The sequence below is a fragment of the Neolewinella aquimaris genome, assembly GCF_014197245.1.
GTDB lineage: Bacteria > Bacteroidota > Bacteroidia > Chitinophagales > Saprospiraceae > Neolewinella > Neolewinella aquimaris.
On record NZ_JACIFF010000002.1, the window covers coordinates 130,588 to 156,252 of the forward strand.

The 25,665-nt window shown below is 58.7% G+C and carries 22 protein-coding genes; 13 read left to right on the forward strand and 9 right to left on the reverse strand.

Going from position 1 to position 25,665, the window contains the following annotated elements; genetic code table 11:
• Position 1 precedes the first annotated feature (1 nt).
• The 3 genes from GGR28_RS05115 (at position 2) to GGR28_RS05125 (ending at position 3,426) form a co-directional block, all read left to right on the forward strand.
• Positions 2 to 763, forward strand: a complete 762-nt coding sequence (locus tag GGR28_RS05115; protein ID WP_183494665.1) for an MBL fold metallo-hydrolase — start codon at positions 2 to 4, stop codon at positions 761 to 763.
• A gap of 67 nt (positions 764 to 830) precedes the next feature.
• On the forward strand, positions 831 to 2,651 hold the full coding sequence (locus GGR28_RS05120; protein WP_183494666.1) for an OstA-like protein: 1,821 nt from the start codon (positions 831 to 833) through the stop codon (positions 2,649 to 2,651).
• A 13-nt stretch (positions 2,652 to 2,664) separates the two neighbouring features.
• Entirely contained in the window at positions 2,665 to 3,426 is a 762-nt protein-coding gene (locus tag GGR28_RS05125; protein ID WP_183494667.1) for an SH3 domain-containing protein, read from the forward strand.
• Between the two features lie 26 nt (positions 3,427 to 3,452).
• Here the strand turns inward: GGR28_RS05125 and GGR28_RS05130 are convergent, their stop codons facing one another.
• Both GGR28_RS05130 and GGR28_RS05135 read right to left on the reverse strand, forming a co-directional pair.
• Positions 3,453 to 3,662, reverse strand: coding sequence for an AtpZ/AtpI family protein (locus GGR28_RS05130; protein ID WP_183494668.1), 210 nt, complete (start codon positions 3,660 to 3,662; stop codon positions 3,453 to 3,455).
• A 101-nt stretch (positions 3,663 to 3,763) separates the two neighbouring features.
• Positions 3,764 to 4,810: a PorP/SprF family type IX secretion system membrane protein gene (locus GGR28_RS05135; protein ID WP_183494669.1), complete on the reverse strand. Its 1,047-nt coding sequence runs from the start codon at positions 4,808 to 4,810 to the stop codon at positions 3,764 to 3,766.
• A gap of 341 nt (positions 4,811 to 5,151) precedes the next feature.
• Between GGR28_RS05135 and GGR28_RS05140 the strand changes: the two genes are divergently transcribed.
• A complete protein-coding gene (locus GGR28_RS05140; protein WP_183494670.1) occupies positions 5,152 to 6,042 on the forward strand; it encodes a bile acid:sodium symporter family protein in 891 nt (296 codons plus the stop codon).
• Here the strand turns inward: GGR28_RS05140 and GGR28_RS05145 are convergent.
• From GGR28_RS05145 to alaS, 4 genes are all read right to left on the reverse strand, one after another.
• Positions 6,029 to 8,776, reverse strand: coding sequence for a gliding motility-associated C-terminal domain-containing protein (locus tag GGR28_RS05145; protein ID WP_183494671.1), 2,748 nt, complete (start codon positions 8,774 to 8,776; stop codon positions 6,029 to 6,031). The two genes, GGR28_RS05140 and GGR28_RS05145, sit on opposite strands and share 14 nt — an antisense overlap.
• 133 nt (positions 8,777 to 8,909) lie before the next feature.
• Entirely contained in the window at positions 8,910 to 9,206 is a 297-nt protein-coding gene (locus GGR28_RS05150; RefSeq protein ID WP_183494672.1) for an SCP2 sterol-binding domain-containing protein, read from the reverse strand.
• 28 nt (positions 9,207 to 9,234) lie between these two features.
• Positions 9,235 to 9,981: a class I SAM-dependent methyltransferase gene (locus tag GGR28_RS05155; protein ID WP_183494673.1), complete on the reverse strand. Its 747-nt coding sequence runs from the start codon at positions 9,979 to 9,981 to the stop codon at positions 9,235 to 9,237.
• On the reverse strand, positions 9,982 to 12,624 hold the full coding sequence (alaS, locus tag GGR28_RS05160; protein ID WP_183494674.1) for an alanine--tRNA ligase: 2,643 nt from the start codon (positions 12,622 to 12,624) through the stop codon (positions 9,982 to 9,984).
• Between the two features lie 230 nt (positions 12,625 to 12,854).
• Here alaS and GGR28_RS05165 point away from each other — a divergent pair, with 230 nt between their 5' ends.
• From GGR28_RS05165 to GGR28_RS05205, 9 genes are all read left to right on the forward strand, one after another.
• A complete protein-coding gene (locus tag GGR28_RS05165; RefSeq protein ID WP_183494675.1) occupies positions 12,855 to 13,892 on the forward strand; it encodes a rod shape-determining protein in 1,038 nt (345 codons plus the stop codon).
• Complete coding sequence (gene mreC, locus GGR28_RS05170; RefSeq protein WP_183494676.1) at positions 13,893 to 14,711, forward strand: rod shape-determining protein MreC; 819 nt, start codon at positions 13,893 to 13,895, stop codon at positions 14,709 to 14,711. It begins immediately after the preceding gene.
• On the forward strand, positions 14,708 to 15,232 hold the full coding sequence (locus tag GGR28_RS05175; protein ID WP_183494677.1) for a hypothetical protein: 525 nt from the start codon (positions 14,708 to 14,710) through the stop codon (positions 15,230 to 15,232). Before mreC ends, GGR28_RS05175 begins: the two co-directional genes overlap by 4 nt.
• 10 nt (positions 15,233 to 15,242) lie before the next feature.
• Complete coding sequence (gene mrdA, locus GGR28_RS05180) at positions 15,243 to 17,123, forward strand: penicillin-binding protein 2 (protein WP_183494678.1); 1,881 nt, start codon at positions 15,243 to 15,245, stop codon at positions 17,121 to 17,123.
• 132 nt (positions 17,124 to 17,255) lie between these two features.
• Entirely contained in the window at positions 17,256 to 17,714 is a 459-nt protein-coding gene (locus GGR28_RS05185; protein ID WP_183494679.1) for a ferritin-like domain-containing protein, read from the forward strand.
• A 104-nt stretch (positions 17,715 to 17,818) separates the two neighbouring features.
• Positions 17,819 to 18,676, forward strand: coding sequence for a formyltetrahydrofolate deformylase (purU, locus tag GGR28_RS05190; RefSeq protein ID WP_183494680.1), 858 nt, complete (start codon positions 17,819 to 17,821; stop codon positions 18,674 to 18,676).
• Position 18,677: 1 nt separating this feature from the next.
• Entirely contained in the window at positions 18,678 to 19,328 is a 651-nt protein-coding gene (locus GGR28_RS05195) for an ABC transporter ATP-binding protein (protein WP_183494681.1), read from the forward strand.
• 8 nt (positions 19,329 to 19,336) lie between these two features.
• Entirely contained in the window at positions 19,337 to 20,770 is a 1,434-nt protein-coding gene (locus GGR28_RS05200) for a DUF389 domain-containing protein (RefSeq protein ID WP_183494682.1), read from the forward strand.
• A gap of 36 nt (positions 20,771 to 20,806) precedes the next feature.
• Positions 20,807 to 21,748, forward strand: coding sequence for a mechanosensitive ion channel family protein (locus GGR28_RS05205; RefSeq protein WP_183494683.1), 942 nt, complete (start codon positions 20,807 to 20,809; stop codon positions 21,746 to 21,748).
• 123 nt (positions 21,749 to 21,871) lie between these two features.
• Here GGR28_RS05205 and GGR28_RS05210 read toward each other — a convergent pair whose 3' ends face one another.
• The 3 genes from GGR28_RS05210 to GGR28_RS05220 form a co-directional block, all read right to left on the reverse strand.
• Entirely contained in the window at positions 21,872 to 22,273 is a 402-nt protein-coding gene (locus tag GGR28_RS05210) for a LysM peptidoglycan-binding domain-containing protein (protein ID WP_183494684.1), read from the reverse strand.
• A gap of 40 nt (positions 22,274 to 22,313) precedes the next feature.
• Positions 22,314 to 23,948, reverse strand: coding sequence for an Ig-like domain-containing protein (locus GGR28_RS05215; RefSeq protein WP_183494685.1), 1,635 nt, complete (start codon positions 23,946 to 23,948; stop codon positions 22,314 to 22,316).
• A gap of 73 nt (positions 23,949 to 24,021) precedes the next feature.
• On the reverse strand, positions 24,022 to 25,653 hold the full coding sequence (locus GGR28_RS05220) for a lectin-like domain-containing protein (protein ID WP_183494686.1): 1,632 nt from the start codon (positions 25,651 to 25,653) through the stop codon (positions 24,022 to 24,024).
• Positions 25,654 to 25,665 lie beyond the last annotated feature (12 nt).

Below are 25,665 nucleotides of genomic sequence, written 5' to 3' on the forward strand. Positions count from 1 at the left end.
GATGTACTTACGCCTACTCGGAACGGCCACCTCCCAGGGTGTTCCCGTCATCGGTTGCCGGTGTGCAGCCTGCACCTCCAGCGACCCGCGCGACAACCGCCTGCGGACCGCAGCCATCGTATGCGCTGATGATGCCCGTATCGCCGTCGATGCCGGCCCGGACTTCCGCGCTCAGATGCTCGCCGCGCGCACCGACCGCCTCGACGGCATCCTGCTGACCCACGAACACAACGACCACACGGCCGGCATCGACGACGTACGTCCGTTCTGTTTCATGCAGCAAATCGATATGCCGGTGTACTGCCTGCCGAGGGTGGCCAGGGAACTAAAGGAACGCTTCGCCTATGCGTTTACCGACTACCCCGGCGTGCCTAAACTTGACGTACGTGAGGTAGCTTTCGGCGACCGCATTCCCCTGGGCAGTACCACGATCGAACTGCTCCGGGTCAACCACGGCAAGCTGCCCATTCTCGGATTTCGGGTCGGTGACCTGGCCTACCTTACCGATGCCAAGGTGCTGCCGGAGGCTAGTCTGGACCGCCTGCGCGGACTGGAAACGCTGGTCATTTCCTGTCTGAACTTTCACGGGACCCACAGCCATTTGTCGGTGGAAGAGGCTCTGGCGTACGTAGACCTACTACAGCCGCGGCGGGCCGTACTTTTCCACCTGAGCCACCGCCTCGGACCCCACGCGACCTTTGCCGCCCAGCTTCCGGCCGGCGTAGAGCTGGGATACGACGGAATGAAGTTAATGCTCCGTTAAAGCAATACAACCATTTCGTTCTGCTCCTAGTCCATTCGTTACCTGAGCTACTATCTTTGCGGCCCCTATGCACCACCCTTCCTTTCTCGTTGTCGCACTGCTGTGCTTGCTGCCGGTAGTAGGCTGGAGTCAGGAAGCCCCCGCGCCCGAAAAGCAAGTGGTCAGCATCGACCACGCGAATGAACTACGGATGCTGCAACGGGCCAGCGTACAGCGGCTGATCGGTGAAGTAGAGCTAAGCCAGGACAGCATCTTCATGTACTGCGACAGCGCCGAACTGGTCAGCGAGGTGCAACTGTACGCCTACGACAATGTGGTGGTCCAGCAGGGCGACAGCATCGCCGCCTTCGCCCAGTACCTCGACTACAATGCCGAAACCCTGCTGGCCAAGCTCCGGAACGAGGTGGTACTCAAGCGGGGACAGACCGAACTGTTTACCGATCGGCTGGACTACAACCTGGCGACCAAACTGGCGACCTACCATACCGGGGGGCGGGTCACCAACGCCGGCACGGAACTAAGCAGTACTCATGGGTACTACTACGCCGACAACCGCAACGTGTACTTTCGCGACAGCGTGCTCGTGGTCGACGAACGCTTTGAAATGCGGGCGGATACCCTGCGCTACGACCTGGCCAACGAGCGGGTCTATTTCCTCGGCCCCACGGTGATTCGCAGCGATACCCACAACATCTACTGCGAGAGCGGCTACTACGACGTTGCGCTCGACGAGGCCGTCTTCCGCACCAACGCACAGTACCGCAGCGGCGAACGGCTGGCCGCGGCCGACTCGATCCAGTATTTCGGCAACCGGCAGTTGTACGTCCTGGAGGGTGATGCCTACGTCGCGGAGGGAAAATTTCAGCGCGCCACCGCCGAACGGATCAACTACTTCCGGGCCGAAGACCGCTACCAGCTTGCCGGCAATGCAACCGTGATCGACTCCGCCCAGACCGTCAGCGGAGACTCCATCGACTACAATGCGGTGACCGCCAGTTACGCGGTGTCCGGCGGAAGGCCCAGCGTCTCCAATCCACCGATGATCATGACGGCCGATCGCATGTACTCGGACGAGGTCAGCGGACTCGGACGGGCGGTGGGTAACATCGTCTGGGAAGACACTACCGCCAAGCTGAAGATCGAGGCGGATGAGGCGCGGTACGATCAATCGACCGGCTACCTCAAGGCCTCCGGGGGCCGAAACGGACGTGCCCTGCTCACCACCTTTCTCGATCAGGACACCCTGTTTATGGCCGCCGATACGCTGCTATCCGTTCGCTCGGACGACGTTGATGCGCAGGGAGATACGGTACGCTACTTATCGGCCTACCCCGACGTGCGGATTCTGAAGAGCGACCTGCAGGCCGTTGCCGACTCACTGGGCTTCAACACCGTCGATTCGGTGCTTACCCTGTACCAAAACCCCGTGCTGTGGCAGGATACCAGTCAGCTGACCGCGGACACCATCGACCTGTATTTACGTAACGAACAGCCCGATAGGGTACATCTGCGCAGGAACGCTATGGTGATTACCTCCCCCGACCTCATATTCTATAACCAGGTAAAGGGGAAGGACATCGTCGCACATTTTGACAGCAGCCAGTTGAAGCGAACAGAGGTGAAGGGCAATGCCGAAGCCATTTATTACGCCCAGGACGATCAGGGTGCCTACATCGGGGTGAATAAAACGGCGTGCAGTATGATGGTCCTTTACTTCGCCCGGGGGGGCGTGGAGCGCATTAAATTTCTGAGTGCCCCCTCGGGCCGGCTCGACCCCATGGATGCCGTCAATCACGAAGGATACCGCCTCGACGGATTCCGGTGGGAGGACCGCCGGAGACCACGGCGCTTTGAGGATCTCTTTGCTCGCCCTCCCGAACTTCAATAGCTACTTTTACGTGATGCGGAACCGGCCGATTGTTTTCTTCCTTCTTTTGGCAACTTCACTCTGCGGAGCTCAGGATACCTATACACTTGCCAGTGCTCAACAGGAACTAGAAGCGGCCGACTACCTCCATGCCGTAGAAATTCTGGACAGCATCGAACGTACGGGAGTGGTGAGTGCAGACTTTTACCACGCACTTGGCAATGCCCGCTTCGAAAGCGGGCAGATCGGACCCGCTATTCTAGCCTACGAGCGCGGGCTTCGCCTTCGTCCGGGAAATAAAGACTTACTCAATAATTTGCGGTACGTGCGGGAGGAGGCGGGGCTTACCTTACCGGACATACCCGATTTCTTCTTGCTGAGGTGGTGGAAGGTGGCCGGCGCGGCTATGGGCACAACGACCGCCTACGCCCTGAGCCTGGTCTTTTGGTGGCTGGCGGTGGCGGGAACCGTGTGGTGGTACCTGCGGCGGCGGCAGATGGAAGAGAAGCGTCGGTTCGCCCTGCTGCCCCTCTCGGTAATCGGCATGGTACTTGCCGCCACTTTCTTTCTGCTCGGACGGAGCCGGTATGCCTACTTACACGCTACGGAGGAGGCGGTACTTACGGCACCCGCAGCTACCCTGCGCGTCTCCCCTACCGCGGCGGGATCCGTGGAGGCCGAGTTGGAGGCCGGCCACAAGGTGCGCATTGTCGACGAGGTAAACCGCTTCGTTAAGGTGCAGCTGGTCGACGGCCGTCAGGGCTATTTGCTCCGGGAAAGCCTGGATATTATTTAGGTAATGGAAGCCGGATTTCCGTCCGGTCAGAGCAGGTCCTTGACGCTTACCCAGAGTCCGCCAATTACTCCCACCAAACTAAGCAGAATGGTTATCCAGGGGTTAGTACCGAGCTGGCCATCTAACCAGATGCCGATGAAGATGCACACGCCGATCGTCCCGATCAACTGCGCACCGATGCCCATGTACTTCGTCCAGGCGCGGGCATCGTTCTTTCCATTAGTTGGTGAAGGCAACGGGAGGTAGTTTATCCGGTGAAAGCAAACGCCGAAAACCGAAACCTGTAACGATGGCCCACAATTGCTAAGGGCCCGCAGTGACGATCCAGGGCGTCTGGCTAGAACTGCGGACAATATACGCCCCGACGCTGGTTGCCACAGATCTTGTACTGCAGCGACAGTTCGAAGCCGCCGTTGCCGTCCGTTGCCACCTTCAGGTCGCTGGTGTTGATGTCGTAGCTGAATCCGAGGGCGAAGTTTTCGTAGTCGAACCGCGTGCTGAGGATCAGCGCATCGGTCAGCACGCTGCTGTCCAGCCGATTGCTGATACGGGTATAGAGACCGACCTGAAAGGCCTGGGTTGAGGTATTGCGGCCGCCGTCGAGCAGAAACTTGACGTTCGTACCGGCATTCACCTGGAAGCTAGGGCCCTGGCTCATCAGAATGACACCGGGGACCAGACCGACACGGTCGTTCATCATAAATTCACCACCGGCGTGGGCGGTGTAGCGGCTGTAGAGTAGGTCCTCTCCATCGTTGGAGAAACTCTGATTCGCCCGATTGAGGTGGTGAAAAGCACCACCTACGTACAGGCTATTGTTTTCGTCGAAGACCATAAACCAGAGCAGTCCTCCGGCAATGTCGGCGAACAGAAACTGGTCGCGATCCAGGCCACTCTCCCCACTCGGTGCGCCGGGATCGAATCCGCCGTCGCCATCGTGCTGGGATCCCCACCGCAGGGCAAGGAAGTTGAGGCTCCGCTGGGCGGCACCGAATTCCGCACCGGCTACGAGGTAGTTGCCGAACTTGCGGCTGCCCCCCATCTTTTTGGAGTAGCTGGCGGATGCCTTAGCGGTGGTGGTGGCAAAATCCGCTTCTCCGGCGCGGTCGCCCCAGAAGGTACCGCCGAATCCGAAGAAATCATTACGCCCGACTGCGACGCGTTGGTCGTAGCTTACGCTATACGTTTGAAAGGCGTTGCTGCCGAGCACCGAGGCCCACTGGCTGCGGTAGTTGATCGCGATGCGGCTGTTGCAATTCATCACCCCCGTCATGGCCGGGTTGAGGTTGAGGGGTGACATGTAAAACTGCGAAAAGTGGATGTCCTGCGCCTGCAGGCCAAGGCCACAGAGCAGCAAAAACAGGAGGGTATGGACTAGCTTCATAATCGTAGAGCGGCGGTTTAAACTTTGTTTTTGAGAGACGTCGGGCTAAATCAGAGCCGTGGACAAAATACGTATATACACCGGGTCAGCGCCCGTGCAGAGGTAACGCGATCCACAACCGGATTAGTCTATAAACAAAAAAAAGACCGGTTGCGCAAGCGCAGCCGGTCCGGAAATAAACACCTAAAACCCTATTAATACCTTTAGGCCTCGTCGGAGGCCAATGTCTTTACCCGCTGGCGTGCAAATTAATTAGTTGTAAGTGAGCCGACACAACTAATGTTCTGGGCGTGCCACAAAAATAGAGGGAAAATTCCAAATGGGAAAATATCAACCGTAAAATGATCGACATCCTGATCACCATTGTACTGGCCCTGATTATGTTCTCGATTGGCTTGAGTCTCAAGACAGTGGACTTTCGTCACCTCTTTATTGCTCCTCGTGTCCTTTCTTATGGATTGTTCCTACAATTAATGGTGTTACCGGCATTAGCGTTTACCGTGGTCGGACTGGCCGATCTGCCGCCCGCATTTTCTATCGGATTTTTAATTCTTTCGGCCTGTCCGGGCGGACTTTCCAGCAATTTTATTTCTTTCCTCCTGCGTGCCAATACGGCGCTTGCCGTCAGCCTCACGATTTGCAACTCTACGGTAGCCATGTTTTCCGTGCCCTTCATCATCAATCTGGCCCTGGAAATCTACCAGCCGGGCACCGGCGCGACACATTTGCCCATGGTGCCCACGGCACTCCGTCTTTTCGCAATTGTCTTGCTGCCGGTCCTCGCCGGAATGGGGGCTCGCCACCTCTTCCCCCGGCGGAGTGAAGTCATCCAGCCGCACCTAAGGCGCTTGGCAATGGTACTCCTCGGACTGGTCTTCACGCTCAAGCTACTGGCGCCCGCCTCTCACGGGGGCAGCGCGTTTACCCTTACGGAGGTAGGTCAGATCCTTCCGGTTGCCCTACTCATCAACCTGCTCGCGCTGTCGACGGGGCGCATCGGGGGCGCGCTGTTCGGTCTGGACACCAACAATCAGATCACCCTCGGGGTGGAGATCGGTATTCAGAATACGAGCCTCGCCTTCCTGATCGCCGGCAGCTTTCTCGGCAACGATGAGGCGATAAAGCCCGCCCTGATTTATGCCATGTTTACCTTCTTCACCGCGCTGGGCTACGGCCTCTTGCTCAAACCCCGCATGTACCGGCGTATCCGCAAGGACCTTACCGGTTGGTGATGAGCTCTACGTAGCCACTTAACTGTGCCTCGCTCACGGTGATGCCTTCCAGTCTCCGCTCGTAAACCTGACCCACGTAGTAGTAAGTTCCCGATGGCAGGGCGTCTCCGTTGAGGTTGCTCCCGTCCCAGTTGATCGCGGGATCCTGGGTTTCGAAAACCAGTTGCCCCCACCGGTTAAAGATTTTCAATTCCACCCGCTCGACAAAGCACAGCGCCAGGGGCTGAAAGATCTCGTTCTGCCCGTCTCCGTTCGGCGTGAAGGCGTTGGGTAACTCGTAGATCGGGCAGTTGGTTACACAAATTCGGTTGCTCGCTTCGCTCTCGTTTCCGTTGTTGTCTATGGCGGTGATGGTATAGCATCCTACGATTCCGTCCGGCGGAGTATGGTCGATGGTCAGCACGTCGGGACTGTTAATTTGGTCGACGAGCGCAGGAGCAGTGCTGCTATCGGAAGCAAAGTAAATTCGGTATCCAGCGATGTCGTCGTTCCCGCAGATATCTTCGGGTGACCGCCAACGCAAGATGTTGAAGAGGTTTTCGGGGATGGTACAATCCACGGCGCGGTCGCATACGCTTTCCACCGTAAGGTCGGGCGGACAGGGTGCCACATTATCCACCGGGATGACGCACAATTCCTGACTTCGGTTCAGCAGCGGCGATGGAATATCGGTAATGTTGTAGCTGCCGACCGATCGGATGTAGTAACAGTATTCGAGGCCATTCTGCAATCCCGTATCCGTATAGGTCTGATCCGTTACCGTAGCGACCAATTCAAAAGATGTTGCTCCCGGCAACTGACGGTACACTTCGTACTCCAGGTTGGTCCAGGGCACTACTTCCGTCCAGTTCAGATCGACTGCCCGGTCGGTGGGCGCGCCGTTCAACCGAACGCTGCTGGCGGGCTGTGCCTCCCCGATCGGTTCGGTTTCGTTGTTCACGAAGAGTTCGATGCGGTAAGAATAAGCGCTGCCCTCCGTATTGAGTCCGGTATCGGTGAAGCAGGTATCCACCGCCGTGGCAAAAAAGTCCGTCTGGTAAGTAGCGATCGTCTGGAAAGCAGTAGGGTCAATGGTCTGCCCCGGTGCACGGCTGAGTACGTAGCGATAGGGCCCGGTATTGGCCACCGTGTCCAGACTGCCGGGATCGGGAAGGATCCAGCACACGTCGATCTCACCATCCGCCGCACTCGTGGAGGTCACGTCGACCCTGGTCAGGAGGGGAATATCCCGCGCCAGTTGCACGCAGATTTCTTCGGAGGGGATGGACTCGATCTCCTCGAAGATGAGTCCGGTAGTAGCCGTTCGGCGGGCCATCACGGCCACGACGCGGTAGCAGTACGTGCGCCCCCTGATGACGTCGTCGTCTTCAAAGAAGTACCGCCCGTCGGCCTGGTCCGTAATTTCCGTATCGGTGATCTGTACGTAGCCCCTGCCCGACAGTCCGGTTTCGCAGGTATCGGGGGTGAAGTTGTTGCTTCCCTCCCGCCTCCAGACGGTAAAACCGAGAAAATCGGGATCCGGACTGTCCTCACAACGGTACGGACTGGCCCAGGAAACGGTAATGAGTTCCTCCTCGACGGCTGCCTGAACATCGGTCGGCGGCGGCGCGACCACCTTGATCGATACGGTACGGAGCGTTGCCAGTCCGGACGGTTGGGGAGGCCCGTTATCCACGGCCCGCAGCACGACGAAGTATTCTTGGTTGCTGATGTCGGCACAGCTGGTCTGCCACCGGAACGTCTTGCGCACCGGGTCCGCCTGGGGACCGCTCGTGCCGGGCAGGAAAGTGGCGGGATTATCGACCAGCCCGAAGGGCCTGCCGCTGGCGGAAAGGGTGACCAATTGGTCGGCATCGGTGAGTGGGGCCGTGGCGACGACGTCGAATTCCACGACCTCTCCGGCAACGACGCAAATCTCCTCGCGGGCAATGTCGATCACGGGAGGCTCATTGAAGCAGTCGTCGACGAACACCTGCATATCGCGTACCACGGTGTCCAGCGGAATGCCGTTGCGGAACGACTTAATCAGAAAGGCAAGGTTGTACTCTCCCGGGGCGGAGGGAGAATCCCAGGTGATTTGTCCGGTACGCGGATCGATTTCCAGGCTGCCCGTCGACCCCGTTACCATGTTGGGTAGGACATAGTTTGCAATCGGAACCCGGGGAGCAAAACTCGGCACCGTAAACTCAAACGCCAAGCTGTCGCCGTCTACGTCGAAGGCACCGGGGTTGTGCGTCCAGACCGAGCCGATACAGGCGTTGTCAATCGGGTTCTGGGTAAGCTCGGGGGAAGAGTTGCATCCGTTGAGGATCGGATTGACCAGCGTAAAGGAAGTAAGTACGCTAAACGGAATGTTGACCGATCCGGGAATGTTGCGGACGTTCCGGACCCGGTTGACATCCTGAAAACTCAGTACGTAGCGTCCGAAGGCGGAGTACCGGTGGCACAAGGTGTATTCGTTGCGCTGAATGCCCGGGGTGGACGTCGGGATGATGGCCGTCCGCCCGATCATTTCGGTGGTGCCGTCTCCCCAATCGAGCAGCAGGCTGTCGCGATCGACGTCCGTCTGGGCGGTTTCCGTGTAGGTAATGATGGTCGCGCAGGCGCGCAGCTGATCGTCCAGGTTGCCACAATCGCCCGCGGCCCGTACGATGATTTCACCGGCCCGGTTGTGGGTGGCGAAGGCAAGCAGGGGCAGGAAGGTAAAAAGGGCAAGTAAGAGTCGCAGACGCATGGGCCAATCGGTTGTTCTGGTTACGACAACGGATGCCGCTACCGGAAGTAACGTATAATCAAGGAAATTGCTTGAACCCGTGGCAGGGGTAAACCCCGAATTGTCTTAGGGCACCCCAATCGGAGAAGAAGCACTAGCTAAGCAGACCCTGCAGTTTCATGGCCAGCCCCATGTCTCCCTTGATTTTCACCTTGCCGCTCATCATGGCCATCATGGGATTTATCTTGCCGTTCCGCAGCTGATCCAGCACGTCCACCGTGGTCGTGACCGTCGTGTCGGCCTCCTTGTCTTCGTTGCTTACCCTGGCCTGGTCGCCGGTCATGTCGATGAAGATGACGCCTTCGTCCAGTTGAAGCTTAATGCTCTTACCGAGATTGGGGGCATTGGCCGCAGCTTTGGTCACGCCGTCGTTGAGTTCCTGAAAGGTCATGTGGTTGGAATTTGCAGCAAGGTAACCCTTACCGCTTGTACGGGGCGCCAATTAAGTACAGGGCGGTAAAAACCTGGAAGGCAGCGTTCACGGTTTTCGCCGCTCCGGGAAGGGCGTTCCGAATAGCTGACTCCAACTGGGCGGGTAGATCCGTAGCCCCGTAGGCCGTCCGGAGGGCAGTCCGCAACGGTCGCTCGGACAGCAGCATCTCTGCAAGTTCTCCCGGTTTCATGCTCACCGTTATTAGGTCGCACCGGGATTCTCGATGGCGCAAAACGACGGGTTGCAGATTGTCAAAAGTCACGGTATGATCGTAGCCAGCACTATCCGTTGCCGGCACCCGGACCCCCAGCAGCCGGTCGGCGAGTTCCGCGGAGGGGGTCAGGAAATCGTAAACGACCACTGCCCCACCCAGACGCCCCACCCGTTCGACCTCCTCCAGCAGTTGCTGCGATTTACCGTAAAACAGCGAGCCGGCAAAGGTGAGGACGTCGAAACTACCGGCGGGAAAGGGAAGGCGGCGGCCATCGAAAAGCCTGTAGTCTATGCCCTCCGATGTTGGGACACGGGCGAGCATTGCCGCACTCGGATCGATGCCCGTCACCCGGTCGCAGTACTCCCGCAGGGCCCGGGTAGAGTGACCCGTTCCGCAGCCGATGTCGAGTCCGGAAGCATACCGCCCCTCCAGGCAGCGCCCAAGCAGTAGACCGTGTAGGGGAGGTCGATAGGCCGCGTAGTGCCGGGCAGTGGAGTCGTCGTAGTCCGGGTCGGCCACTTAGGAGGCCGCTAACTTGCCCATCATCTCCCGGGCACCGGCGAGTGCTGCCGGTATTCCCGAAGGGTCCTTTCCGCCCGCGGTGGCGAAAAAGGGTTGCCCTCCCCCACCCCCGCGGATGTGCTTGGCCAGTTCCCGGATCATTGCTCCCGCGTTCACCGCCCCGTTCTCCTTGCCGGCCAGTCCCTTGCTGACGGCCAGGGTAAGGAGTGCCTTGCCGTCCGACTCGCTCGCCAGCAGAACAAAGGCGTTGTCGTTTTCTCCGGTCAGCTGGAAGGCCAGGTTTTTGATGGCGGCGGCGTCCGAAAGCTCGACCCGCTGGGCTAAAAACTGAACGTCGCCGACCGTTTCCATCGCCTGCTGTAAGTCGCCCTTCAAATCGCCGGCCTGCCTGGCCTGCATCTTTTCGAGCTCTTTCTTCAGACTGCGGTTTTCATCCTGTAGGGTGGCCACCGCTCCGACCGGGTCGCCGGAGTTCTTAAGCCGCTCGCGTACCTGCTGCAGGGTGTTCAGGCGATCGTTGACGTAATCCTCGGCCGTAAGTGCGGTCACTGCCTCCATCCGCCGAATGCCGGCGGCCAGGGAGCTTTCGCTGGTGATCTTGAACAGGCCGAGCTCGCCGGTATGCTTGACGTGGGTACCGCCACAGAGCTCCGAACTGAAGTCGGGGTCGAAGGTGATGATGCGCACCGTGTCGCCGTACTTCTCCCCGAACAACATCATGGCACCCGACTGACGGGCCTCGGCAATGGGCACGTCGCGCCGTTCCTGCAGCGGAATGTTCTGGCGGATGCGGGCATTGACTAATTTTTCGATGGCATCCAGCTGTTCGTCGGTCGGCCGCTCGAAGTGACTGAAGTCGAAGCGCAATTTTTCCGTCTGCACGTCCTGTCCCTTCTGCACGGCGTGCTCGCCGAGTACTTCCCGCAGGGCGGCGTGGAGCAAGTGAGCGGCAGTGTGATTGTTGCTGATGGCCAGGCGCAGTTCCGGGTGGACGGCAGCATAAACGTCGGCGTCCGGTTCTTCGGGCAGCTTGTTTACTACGTGTACCGTGAGGTCGTTTTCCTTCACCGTACCCAAGACTTTAATGGATTCCTCCCCTACCCTGAGCGTGCCGGTGTCGCCGGCCTGTCCGCCACTCTCGCCGTAGAAGGGCGTGCGATCGAGCACCAGTTCGTACTGCGGCTTGTCCTTCACCTTCACCGTGCGGTACTTCGTGATGCGGGCGCCGGCATCGGACAGCACATCGTAGCCGATGAATACCGAAGGCTCGTCGCTTAGCACGGTCCAGTCGCCTACCTCCTTGGCGGCATCGCGGCGGCTGCGGTTCTTTTGTTCCTGGAGCGCGCGTTGGAAGCCTGCTTCGTCAACAGTTAGTCCCTGCTCTTCTGCGAGCAACCGGGTCAGATCGATGGGAAAGCCGAAGGTGTCGTAGAGCTCGAAGGCGTCGTTGCCGTTGATGGTCCCCCCATCCGATTTGAGGCCGGCAAAGCGACTGAGTCCGTTCTCCAGCGTCTGCAAAAACGACCGCTCTTCACTCTGAATGATCCGGGCGATCTGCTCCTGCTGCCGAGCAAGTTCCGGAAAAGCTTCGCCCATATCGCGCACCAGCACCGGCATCAACTGGTACATAAAGGGCTCCTTGCGGTCGAGAAAGGAGTAGGCGTAGCGGACGGCACGGCGTAGGATGCGACGCACCACGTAGCCCGCGCCCCCACTGCCCGGCAGTTGTCCGTCGGCAATGGTGAAGGCCACCGCCCGCAGGTGATCGGCCACCACCCGCATGGCCATATCGGCCTTCGCGTCGGGTGCGTAGCTGCCGCCGTAGGATTTTCCGGTGAGTCGTTCGATCTCGCCGATGATGGGCGTGAATACGTCGGTATCGTAGGTGGCTTCCTTGTTCTGCAGGATCATGCACAGCCGCTCGAAGCCCATGCCGGTATCGACGTGGCGTTCGGGCAGGTTGACGAGGCTGCCGTCGGCCCGGCGGTTGTACTGGATGAAGACGTTGTTCCAGATCTCGACTACGCCGCTCCCGTCGACGTTTACGCCGTCGCGGCCCGGAGATTTCCTCCGTTCGGCTTCCGGCCTGGTGTCGACGTGGATTTCGGTGCAGGGGCCGCACGGACCGGTTTCCCCCATTTCCCAAAAGTTGTCCTTCTTGTTGCCGTAGAGGATGCGCTCCTCGGGCAGGTAGCGCAACCAGAAATTCTTGGCCTCGTCGTCGACGGGGATGTCCTCGTCGGGGGCTCCCTCGAATACGGTGGCGTAGAGGCGGTCGGGTTCAATGCCGAGGCGGTCGGTGAGCAGTTCCCAGCTCCAGGCGATGGCCTCGTCCTTAAAGTAGTCGCCGAAGCTCCAGTTGCCCAGCATCTCGAACATGGTGTGGTGGGTGCCGTCGCGGCCCACGTCGTCGAGGTCGTTGTGTTTTCCGCTGACGCGCATGCACTTCTGGGTGTCCGCGATCCGGCGGCTGACGGGCGTTTTGTCGCCGAGGAAGTAGTCCTTAAACTGGTTCATGCCCGCGTTGGTGAACATCAGACTGGGGTCGTCCTTGTTGACGATCGGGGCGGAAGGGACCAGTTTGTGGTTCTTTTCGCGGAAAAATTCCAGAAAGGCACGGCGGATTTCGGTAGCGGTCATCGCGCAAAGGTAGTATGGCCGGGGGGAGTATGGTAGCGACAACCCGCAGCTTCGGGGCGGGGTCGCGGGTGCTGGCTTTTCGGGAAATGCGTTGCTCCTGCGGCCCCGCCCGAACGAGTTTTGCGATCCGACACATTAGCCTTATTCTGACTACCTCCTTACCGGTTTGCCAAACTACCTTTGCCAACCTGATATCCACGGGACCGCAGCCAGGTCCACAACTTAGGGGAATGCGCTTTTTGAACTTCTTTAAACAAGAGCTTGCCGTCGATCTCGGCACAGCCAACACACTCATTATACAGAACGGAGAGGTCGTGATCGACGAACCCTCCATCGTAGCCATCGACCGCAAGTCCGAGGAGACCATCGCGGTCGGCCGCCGGGCCATGCAGATGCACGAGAAGACCCACGAGAACATTCAGACGGTCCGCCCGCTGAAGGACGGCGTAATTGCTGATTTCCGCGCCGCCGAGCAAATGATCAAGGGGCTGATCGATATGATCGGTCCGCGACGGGCCTTCTTCTCCCACCTCAAGATGGTCATCTGCATTCCTTCCGGAATTACCGAAGTGGAAAAGCGCGCCGTCTTTGAAAGTGCCGCCCGCGTCGACGCCAAGGAAACCTACCTCATCTACGAGCCGATGGCCGCCGCCCTCGGTATCGGATTGGATGTAGAGGAGCCCGTCGGCAACATGATCATCGACATTGGGGGAGGTACCACCGAGATCGCGGTTATTGCCCTGTCGGGAATCGTGAGCGATCAATCCATCCGCATTGCGGGGGACGAGATGACGCAGAACATCCTGAACTACATGCGCAAGACGCACAACATCCTGATCGGCGAGCGTACCGCGGAGCAGATCAAGATCCACGTCGGCAGCGCCCTACCCGAACTGGACGACCCCCCGGCCGATTTTGCCATCAACGGCCGCGACCTGCTTAACGGCATCCCGCGGCAAATCACGGTCACCTACCAGGAGATCGCCGGCGCCCTCGATGAGGCCATCACCCAGATCGAGGACGCCGTCATTCGCGCCCTGGAGACCATCCCGCCCGAGCTGGCGAGCGACATCTACTCGACCGGGCTCTACCTCACCGGTGGCGGAGCCATGCTGCGCGGCCTGGACCGCCGCTTGAGCAAGAAGACCCAACTGCCCGTCCACGTTGCGGAAGACCCCCTGCTGGCGGTCGTGCGCGGCACCAGCAAGGCCTTACAGGACACCAAGCGTTATAAGGCGATTTTAGTACCGGCAAGCAGCGTTAGCTAGATGGGGAGACTGCTGAGACTCATCATCAACAGCGGTGGCTTATTCACCTTTGCCATCCTGGAGTTGGTCTGTCTCTACCTGATCGTCAACCACAACGATGGCCAGCGGGCCATCTGGATCGAGACGAAGACGGTTTACGGCAGTTACCTCACCCAAAAAGTAAACGAAAAGCTGGCCTTCCTGGACGTTGCCCGGGAGAACGAGGTACTGCGCCGGGAAAATGCCGCCCTACTTGCCCGCATCCCGGGATCGGAATACGACACTACGGTAGATACTACTTCGGTGGTAGATTCCGCCTTTCAGCAGCGGTTTACCTACCTGGCCAGCCGCATCGTCAACAAATCGCCGTACAGCCCCTACAATACCCTCATCATCGACCGCGGCTCCAACTTGCAGGTAGAGCGCGGACAGGGCGTGGTAACGGACGGCGGGCTGCTGGGCATCATCAGCGAAGTAACGCCGCGACACGCCCGGGTGATCAGCATCCTTCACGTAGATACTCGTATCAGTGCCGGGCTGGACAACAACGCCTTCGGAACCCTGCGGTGGGACGGAAAAGACCCCCGGCGGGTAACCATCACCGACATGCCCGACTACGTGCCCGTAGCGCCTAACGATACCGTTTACACGACGGGCTACTCCAACGTCTTCCCGTCGGGGCTACCCATCGGCATCGTCGAATCCAGTGAGCCGCTGCCCGGTACCGGATCCCAGGATCTTACCGTGGTGTTGCTTAACGACCCCCTTACCGCCTCCAACGGGTACGTGGTGCGCGACCTCTTCAAGGAGGAGCTGGAACGACTAAACTTAGTGCGATGAATACAGCGGCGGCCATCAATAGCGCGGTCCGGTTCGTGGCACTGCTCATCGTACAGGTATTCGTATTTAACCAGGTGGCATGGGGCTGGGGCGGAAGGGATTACCTCTTCGTGTTCGTCTATCCCTTGTTCGTGGCCATGTTGCCCCTGCGTACGCCGCGCCCGGTGGTTATTTTGCTGTCCTTTTTGCTCGGCCTCGGGATTGATTTTTTCAGCGAGACGCTGGGGCTGCACGCCGGTGCGCTGGTCTTTACCGCCTACGCCCGGCCGCTTATCCTGCAGCTCGTCCAACCGCGTGACGGCTACAACATAAAGGCCCAACCGACCGTGGCCGATCTCGGCAGCAGCTGGATGCTGAGGTACCTGGCGCTGATCTTGATCGTACATCTGCTGGTTTTCTTTTTACTGCAGACCTTTTCCATCTTTTTCTTTACCGATATCGTTCTAAAGACCCTGCTGAGTTTTCCGGCCAGTATGCTGGTCGTGGTTATTCTCATCCTTATCTTCAATCCCAAAGCTTAGTTGATCTTACATGGCCGCCGATACCCTTGACGTACGGACCCTTAGCATCCGCATCGTAATGATCGCCATTCTGGTGCTGCTACTGGGGAAGGCCTTCCACCTCCAGGTGGTCAGCGACACCTGGCGCACCCGCGCCGATGGGGTCGGCAACAGTCAGATCGATCAGTACCCGGCGCGGGGCCTCATGACCGATCGCAACGGGAAGTTGCTCACGATCAACGAACCGATCTATCAGGTCGAGCTTACTTACAATCAGTTTGAGCGGCGGGCGGCGGAGTTCGACACGACGAAATTCTGTCAACTGCTGGGCATCACCCGCGACTACTTTGAGGGCGCTATCCCGGAAAAATGGGGAGGCAAGTACAGTCCCTCAAAGCCTTTCACCTTTCTGGCCAACGTGTCTCCCGATGTATACGCTACGTTTCAGGAAAACCTGTTTCAGTTTCCCGGATTCTCGGCCAGTCTGCGCTCCTCGCGTAATTATCCCCATACGGTAGCCGCTCACTTACTGGGCTATATGGGTGAGGTGAGCCAGCGGACTATCGACCGGGGCGGGGGGCGGTACACGGGTGGAGATTACCACGGCATCTCCGGACTCGAGTACCAGTACGAAGCGGCGCTGCGCGGGGAGAAAGGCAGCCGGTTGGTGTACCGTGACCGCCTGGGCCGCGAGGCGGGAGAAGTGCTCGACGGCGCGCTCGATGTGAATGCCACGGTGGGCACTGACCTGATCACGACCATCGATCTGGACCTTCAGGAGTACGGCGAGGAACTGATGGTCAACAAGATCGGAAGTATCGTCGCCCTGGAGCCGTCTACCGGTGAGATCCTATCGATGATTTCCGCACCGACCTACGACCCCCGCTCACTGCGTATCGGCCGCGACCGGGGCAGGATGTTCACCCGCCTGCAGAACGACACCCTGCAGCCCCTGCTCAACCGGGCCATCAACGGCAAGTATCCGCCGGGTTCTCCCTTCAAAACGCTAGTCGCCCTGATCGCGATGCAGACGGGCACGCTTACACCAGACCGGGGGATTTCCTGCGCCGGTGGATTCACCAGCGGAGGAAGGGTACTGCTCGGCTGTCACAGTCACCCCTACTGCACGAACGTCGAGGATGCGATCGCCCAGAGTTGCAACGCTTACTTTGTAACGGCCTGGCTCGAAAACATCAATCGGTACGGAAGCCTCACTCCGGAAAAGGGCCTGGATGAATTTAACCACTACCTCTACCAGTTCGGCCTTGGCAATAAACTGGGAGTCGATTTTCCCGGTGAGATCGCCGGGAACGTACCTACCTCGAAGTACTACACCGACCGGTTCGCGGAAGACCAGTTCTGGCGGGCCATCTGGATCAGGTCGCTGGCCATCGGTCAGGGGGAATACGAACTGACCGCCCTGCAAACCGCAAACTTCGTAGCCGCAATCGCTAACCGGGGACACTGGTACACGCCCCACCTCGTCAAGCAGGTGCAGGAAGGCAACGAAGGCCTGGCGCGCACCGTCACCGCGCAGCGCCACGATATCGACATCGACCGGGAATACTTCGAGACCGTCGTGCGCGGCATGCGTAAAACCGTTACCGAAGGCACGGCCCGCGTAGCGGATGTGCCGGGGATCGACATTTGCGGCAAAACCGGAACCATCCAGAATACCCACGGCGATCACTCCAGCTTCGTGGCATTCGCCCCCGCCGACGACCCCAAGATCGCCATAATGGTCTACGTGGAGAATGGAGGTTTCGGGGGTTCGGTTGCCGCTCCCATTGCCAGCCTGATGATCGAAAAGTACCTCAACGGGGAAATTGCGGAAAACCGCAAGTGGGTGGAGACCCGCATGCTCGAGAAGGACATGACCCGCCGGGGCGAAAGCACGATCCGGGTAAAGTAATAATTTGGGGGGACCAACGAACGTCTGTTAATTGGACTGCGTTGTAAACGTAGGGACTTGGTGAAGACCGGCTCCCGCACCTGAATTCTTACCTAACCGGAGGGTTTCTCTCCGCACTAAAATTACCCACACATGGACAGTACAAACAAAGATCAAGTAAAAGGACTCAACAAGCTCATCACCACCCTCTACGACGGAGAGAATGGATACAAGGAAGCCGCCGAAGAGGTGGACAGCGTATCGCTCGCAACCAAATTCCGTGAGTTGAGCCAGCAGCGCTACAACTTCGGCCACGAGATCAAACCATTCATCACCCGCCTCGGTGGTGAAGTAGACAAGGGCGGCAGCGCCGGTGCCGCACTTCACCGTGCGTGGATCGACATTAAGTCCGCGCTCTCCACTCAGGACGAAGCCGCCGTACTCAAGGAGTGCATCCGTGGCGACGAGAGTGCCATTGAGACCTACCGCGAAGTATCCGCCGACACGGCCCTGAGTGCCGATGCCCGTCAGACGCTTCAGCGCCACCTTCAGACATTCGAACGCACGGTAGCCGAACTCAAGCAGCTCGCCCGTACGTACGAGAATGCCTAAACTCACTGATGTGGCCTACGTGCCACGCATCAGACCCAAGCCTCCCTTTCGTTTCGAAGGGGAGGCTTTTGTTATCTTGCGGCCGCTCTCAACGCCCCTCCTCCTTGTCCAATAGTGCCATCCTGCTGATCCATTGCCCCGACCAGGCCGGCCTGGTGGCGGAAGTGACCGAATTCGTACACAAAAACCGGGGCAACATCCTGGACCTCGATCAACACGTCGATCGCGAACTCAATCACTTCTTCATGCGGGTGGAGTGGGACCTCGACGGCTTCCTGATCCCCCGAGAAAAGATCAACGATTACTTTGAAACCCTCATTGGCAAGGCCTACAACATGAAGTGGCAGCTCCACCTCACCGAAAGGAAGCCACGAATGGCGATTTTCGTAAGCAAGGCGAGCCACTGTCTGTACGATTTGCTGCAGCGCTACGGCACCGGAGAATTCGATTGCGAGATCACCGCAATCGTGGGCAACCACAAGCAACTCGAGTACATCGCCGATCGCTTCGAAATCCCCTTCCACTACCTGCCCATTACCCGCGACACCAAACAAGCACAGGAGGAACGGACCGACGCCTTGCTTCGGGAACTCGGCACCGATTTCATCGTACTGGCCCGCTACATGCAGATCCTTTCCGACAACTTCTGCCGGCAGTGGCCCCACCGGATCATCAACATCCACCACTCTTTCCTCCCCGCCTTCAAGGGGGCTCGCCCCTACCACAATGCCTTCGAAAGGGGCGTCAAATTGATCGGGGCAACGAGCCATTACGTAACCGCCGATTTGGACGAGGGGCCGATCATCGCCCAGGCCGTGGAGCCGGTCAACCACCGCCACGGCATCGAAGACCTGAAGCGAATCGGTAAGGACGTCGAAAAACGGGTACTGAGCCGTGCCGTATACCTGCAGTTGCAGCACCTGATACTGCCCTTCGGAAACCGAACCATCATTTTCAACTAGCATGCTGCAAGCCACGAATATTAGAAAAAGCTACGGCGACCTGGCCGTCCTACGCGGCGTGGACCTCAGTGTCCAGTCCGCCGAAGTGGTAAGCATCGTCGGTAAGAGCGGTGCGGGCAAAAGCACCCTGCTCCATATTCTCGGCACCCTCGACCGGCCGGACGCAGGGCGCCTTACCATCGGGGGTGAGGATGTATTCGAAATGGGCAACAAGCGGCTCGCGGCCTTCCGCAACGAGCGGATCGGCTTCGTCTTTCAATTTCACCACCTGCTTCCCGAATTTACCGCGCTGGAGAACGTCTGTATTCCCGGCTACATTGGCAAGCGCGACCAGCAGGCGACCGAGCGAAGGGGGATGGAACTGCTCCAGTACCTGGGCCTGGCCAACCGTGCCTCCCACAAACCGGGGCAAATGAGCGGAGGAGAACAACAACGGGTGGCCGTGGCCAGAGCCCTCATTAACGAACCAGCCATCGTCTTTGCGGACGAGCCCAGCGGCAACCTCGACTCCGCCAGTTCTCAGGAGCTGCACGACCTTCTCTTCCGGCTCCGTGCCGATTTCTCCCAGAGTTTCATCATCGTGACCCACAACGAGGAACTGGCCGAGATGAGCGACCGGCGCCTGGAGATGTGCGATGGCATTCTAGTATAAGCGACGGCATGGAAAAGATGCAGGAAAAAAAGGGCAGTACCGAGGTTAGTCCGGGTGAGGGAGGCATCAAGCGCTGGTTCCGGGAGTTCATGGACCTGCGCGAGGGCAGCGACCGGGAGGGGGCGGTGCAGTCGATCGTCAGCGGCAAGCTCATGCGCGGCAGCAACGCCTGGATGCTCGTGTGCTCCATCATGATCGCCAGTCTCGGCCTTAACCTCAACTCAGGCGCCGTAATCATTGGCGCGATGCTCATCTCACCCCTCATGAACCCAATCCTGGGCATCGGTCTCGGGGTAGGCACCAACGACCGGGGAATGCTCGGCATCGCCCTGAGGAACTTCGGCGTAGCCATCGCTATCGCCCTCATAACGAGTTCGGTGTACTTTTTCTTTACTCCCCTCGATCTCTTCACCCCGGAGATGCGCGCCCGCACGGAGCCCACCATTCTCGATGGCCTCATCGCCGTGTTCGGTGGACTGGCCGGCATTATCTCCGTCACCCGGGCCGACAAAACCAACGCCATTCCCGGGGTAGCCATCGCCACCGCCCTGATGCCGCCCCTCTGCGTAGCCGGCTACGGACTCACGGTGGGCATAAAGACGGGCGGTGACTTCACCATCTTCTGGCGGTCCTTCTACCTGTTTTTCCTCAACTCTTTCTTCATTGCCGCGACCGCCTACCTGATCATTCGGCTGCTGCGCTTCCCCTTCCGGAAGTACATGAACAAACAGGAGAATCAGCGCAGCCAACTCATGATCGGCGTCATCAGTGTTCTCATGATCTTGCCGGGATACTACATCCTGCGCGACGTGCTGTCCCGCCAGCGGGAAAACCGTGCCGTTGAAGAATTTACCTCCCGCTACTTCCCCACGAGTGCCAGTTCATCCATCTTCGATCGCCGCAATCCCCAGGAACCGCTTCTGATCTATCCGGTGACCAATCGACGGGTGCCGCCCGATAGCCTGCCGATCTACAGTGAAATGCTGCAGTCCGACCCCTACCGGATCACCGGCGCCCGGGTGGTGGTCGATACCAGCTACAGCCCGTCGGAGATCGCCGGCATCAAGGGGGAGCTGGCCACCCTCGACGACATCAACACCCGCCTCCAAACCTTGGAGCAGGCGGAGATCGTCTCCCAGCGCGAACAGCAGCACATCGTGGAGGAGCTGAGCCGGTACCGAATGGACAGCCTTGACTTCATGAATTTCTCCCGCCAATTTATGCTGGCTTTCCCGCGGGTTCAGCAAGTGAGACTCGCCCGCGCCCAGAGCACGCATCGCTACGGTCCGGATGACGATGTGCCCTACGCGGACAAACTACCGATGGTCGCGATTCGTGAAACACCGGTACCGGCCGATGCCCAGGAAGAGGAGCGGATGCACCAATTCATCAAGCTCCAGCTCGGAGTGGATACGCTGCTGCTTATCCACGAGGCCAGGTAAGGAAACCTAGCCGCCCAAAGCCGGGTTCAGGATGGCATGGAAGATCAAGTAAAGAGCCTGGGTACGGTATTCGTCGATTACTGGAACCAGTTTTTGGAGGCCGTACCCGGATTGGTCCTGGCGCTGATCATCATCGTGGCCGGCATTTTCATTGCCCGTCAGATTGCCAGTTTCTTCGGTACCAAGATTTTAGGACGTATGGAGGACCCCCTCATGGGACGCTTCCTGGTCACTTCCCTGCGCCTGCTGATCATCATCGGGGCGGTACTGCTGGCCCTGCGCGCCGCCGGCCTGAGCGGCATCGCCGGAGCACTCTTCGGAGCACTCGGTGCCAGTGCGGTAATCCTCGGCTTCGCCTTCCGGGACATCGGGGAGAATTTTATCTCCGGTATCATCCTGGCCTTCAACCGACCCTTCGACATTAACGACACCATTCGCGTCGTGGACCACTTCGGCAAGGTGAAAAGCCTCCAATTCCGCTATACCCACATCAAAACTTTCGATGGCAAGGACGTCTATATTCCCAACTCCGACGTCCTCACTGAACCGGTACAAAATTATACTGCCGACGGCTTCATCAGGTATGACTTCGTGGTGGGTATCGCCTACGAGGACGATATCCAGGGAGCCAAGGACGTCATCCAGCAGGTACTCGATACCAACGAGCTCATCATTCGCGACGAGGACCACATTAACTTTGTCGCCGAAGACGAGCTGGCCGCCAGTACGGTCAACCTTAAGGTGTACTTCTGGGTCAACACCAAAGATTTTCGGGCCGGCGCACTTCAGGTAAGGGGGGCCATCATTCGTGACATTAAAAACGCCATCGACGCCAACGACTACAGCTTACCCGCCGACATTACCGAGATCAAACTTTACGGCAGCGAACGCGACATCCCCATTCGCGTCGAATTCGACGACACCCCCAACTCGGAAGCGGAAAACCTTCCCCCCGAAAAGAGAAAGAAAGCGGGCTAGGCTCTCTTCGATGGGAAAGCGCAGCAGAAAAAACGCACCGGGCGGGCACGCAGGTGCCGTGTAAACCAACAATGCCGTGCCTACAGGTGTGTAAGCACGGCACTGACTGGCAATGGTTTGTGACTATACGTCCGCGCTGCGGCCCTCCGGAAACGGAATGGTCAATTCCTGACCGGGGAAAATCTTGTTCGGGTCGTCGAGCGTATCGGTGTTTGCGGCAAAGATCGCCTTATACGCCATGGCGTCGCCAAGGTATTCCTTAGCGATCTTGGACAAGCTGTCGCCCTTCTTTACCGTATGCTTGGCGTAGTACGACCGGTTGCTCACTTTGATGTCGGCCTCGATGTCCCGCGGGTTTTCCCCACCGACTCGCTTGATCTCGTCCCACATCAGGTCTTTCTGCCGCTGGGTTTCGACGATCCCGCCTACCCGGAGCCGGCCGTCGGCCTCTTCCACGTAACCGTTCTTCGCGTTAAACTTCTCGCCCATATCCAGGACGCTGCGGTACTTATTCTGTAAGCTCATAGTTGCGTAGGTTAATGTTTTTTGGCAACGGGCCGTTCAGTTAGTTGTTCTCCAGGTCCACCGTTTTTTCGACTTCCCAATTTGCCCGCAGGGGCTCGATCTCGAACCTGCTCACCACTTCGGGTTGGCGGCCAAACCGCAGGTCCCCGGAGTCGTAGCGGCCGTTGTTGTTGCTGTCGTAGACCAGCTCAAGGCGGTAAGTGCCCGGTTTCATGCTGCGGTAGCGAACGGTATAGTCGAAGCGTTGATCGATGTACCGACGGCTACCTACGATCACCTCGCCCGAATCATCAACGAGACGGAGGATATAGCTCAGGGTGGGGTTCAGGTTAGTCAAAATTATGGTCAAGTCACCGAATGTTTCGCTGTCGTCCACCTTCACTGCGCGAACGATCGAGTCCTGGTTAGCCGATCCGTACCAATCGGTGACCGCGCCCGGGAGCAGCTCTACCCGGTACGGGTCGGCTCCCGCCCAGCCGGTAAACAACCGCAAACGCGCCGGATCGAGGGAGTCGATTTCGTACCTCACGCTTAATCGGTCGACCAGGGTGTCGCGGTACAGATTGATCAATGAAGTATCAACGGACTCAAGCGGTTGGCTAAATACCAGGTTGATGCCCTCGCCGGGGTTGACCCGTCCGACGGTCCTCCCGATCGGGGTCAGGGCTTGTCGCGGCACCTCTCCCGCAGCAGTCGCGGAGACAAGCACGGTATCGGTATAGATTCCGTTACGCCCCAGCAGCAGCGTATCGGCGGCAGCTTCCCGGTAATACAGGCGAATGGTGTCCCCTACGTCACTCCGCAGGTAGTCGCGACTACTGCTGAGGTCGACGTTGACGGCGGCCTGATTCATACCGATTTTGATCACGCCATAGCGATCGGTTTGTACGTCGGTGCTCCGCGCGATTACGGGTATCGGAGAAATCCTGACGGTCCCCACCCTGTTTTCCGTATCGGCAACCGTAATTATACTGTCCAAATAACCGGCGGAAACGGGGGGAAACACTCCGTCAAAGTCGGCGAAGTAATTGGTCGAACCTGGGTTACGGACGAGGGCCACTGCGCGGTAGCGGCCCGGCTTGACGTTGCTCACGGTGAACGTTCCCTCCTCGCCCGTCTTTGCGAAATAGGTAGGGTTTTCGGTAAACACGGCGGAATCCGCCAGATTCCCGTAGAGCGTAAAGTTCGCGCCATCCACCGGTTCGCCGGTAAAGGCATCCACCACGGTACCGCTGACGGACGCCGTATCCAGGTTCGGGCCCGTGGCAAAGACAAAGCGCAGGTTCTCGGTGGGGTTTCCCTCATTCAGGTCCTTAATGGCGGCACCGATATTTACTACGTAGGTAACACTATCGCGAAGCTCGACGTCCGTAAGGGGAATGACCAGACTGCGACGCTGCAGTACCGGCCGGTTGTCGCCGCGAAGATCGAGGGGTGGGGATACGAGTATTTCCTGTTGCGGATCCAGTTGTACCCACTCGTCGAAGGTCAGTTCAATTCGGTCGGGCCGGAAGTTGGTCTGGAAATTGGGCGTCGACTTTTCGGTCACCAGCCGCGGACCGATGGAATCAACATCCCCGCCACGGGGGGGCGTCGGCGTCGCGCAGTGCTGCAGGGTAAGCAGTTGCGCCAGCAGGGCCAGCAAAAAAAATAGGGCGGCAAGCAGCTTGCGCATCGGGGTATTCGGTTCGGATGGGGTTGGAAGGTAGACGCTACACGGGCGGAGAAGGTTGGTTGCCGGCAGCGGTTTACCGGATGACTAAAAGCCCACCCGCTTCCACCGAATGACTTCCGTTGCGAAAGGTAGCTTCCATAACCCAAAGGTAGCTGCCGATCGGTGCGGGTTGTCCATCTACCTGCCCATCCCAACCGGCCCTGGGTTCGTTTGGCGGGATATCGACGGCATCAAAGATCAGCCCGCCCCAGCGGTTGTACACGGAAAACCGGGCGATGCGCACGATGTCACCGTTGTCCTGGGGGTAGTAGTAATCATTCCTTCCGTCACCATTTGGGGAAAATGCGGTAGGCAGATAATATTCTCGGCAACTACCAAAACGCAGGTCTACCTCATCGTAGGTGGTTTCACAGGGATGGACAAACTGAAACCGGTAGAAGCCACCCCGACGAAGATCGAGGGTATCAAAGGGCAAACCGCCGTCCAGTGAAGCCTGCCCGATGGGGTAACCCGCGATAATCCGCAGGGTATCGCCAATGCACAGACTCGTATCGGCCGGACCAACATCGAAAACGGGCACCTCGTACAGATCCACCCGGACACGATCGGCGGCGGTACAGATAATGTCCGTGCGGGTCGCCGTCACCGAGTACACCCCGGCCTGACTAATCTCTGCCGTAGGGCCACGCAGGGAGTCTTCGCTCCAGGTATACACGGCGGTGGGAACGGCTACATCGAGCAAGAGTGGCTCACCCGGACAGATGGTCGTATCGGGCCCGAGGTCAACGAAGGCGCTATCCCCCGCGACCTCGATCCGGACCGTATCGAACAGCGGAATTCCGCAGCCATCCAAGATCTTGACCGAATAAATAGTCGTCGAATCGGGGCTGGCCTCTACGCTGGCTGCGGTCGTGCTGCTGAGTCCCGCTGAGGGAGACCATTCGTACGATTCTCCGCCGGATACATCCAGCAGCACCTTTCCCCCCGGGCACATCGTCACGTTGCTCAGTTGTTTCTGAAAAGAGTTGAACGTGAAGCATATTTCCTGGCGATTGGTCAGTCCACCCGTCGCAGCGGCAAAACCATAATAGACCATCGGGTCTCCACCGAAGATCGTACTGACGATGTCTTCCGTGTAAGTGAGCCGCAGGCTGCAATCGAAGTAAACCTCCAGGGTGGTCGTGGCCGCATCCCAGGTCACCCTCAGGGGGAAGTCGCTGCAGGTTTCGATGTTATCGCTGTCCGCACGGGCCCGTACCGGTCCGGCAAGGTTGTCCGCTCCGGAATGGGTGACGGCCCCATTGGCCATGATGGCCACGTGATCGAAGCTGGGATCGAGTCGATTGAGGTTCTGGTAGGTGTCGAACTCGACGCCCAGGGCGGGACGAATGCCGCCGATGCCGAGGCCTTCACCCGCTTGGCCGACGCTGGCACTTACGGGTTGCAGGCCAAAGACGATGCCGTCGGCACCCAGCTCGTCCAGGCAACCGAAATTCATCTCCATTACCAGATCAAAATTTTTACGCAGATCTACCTTCACCGGGTACCAAATGCTGCCGACCTGGAACGTGGCCTCCTGGGCGGTCAGTTGGAAGCAGCTGTCGTTCACTTGCCGTGCCGCACCGTTGAGAAAGAAGTCGGGGTTCTGACCGAGACACACCACCGGCAGCGCTAGAAAAAAGAGTGCTGTCACCGCTTTCATCATGTGCCCAAGGTA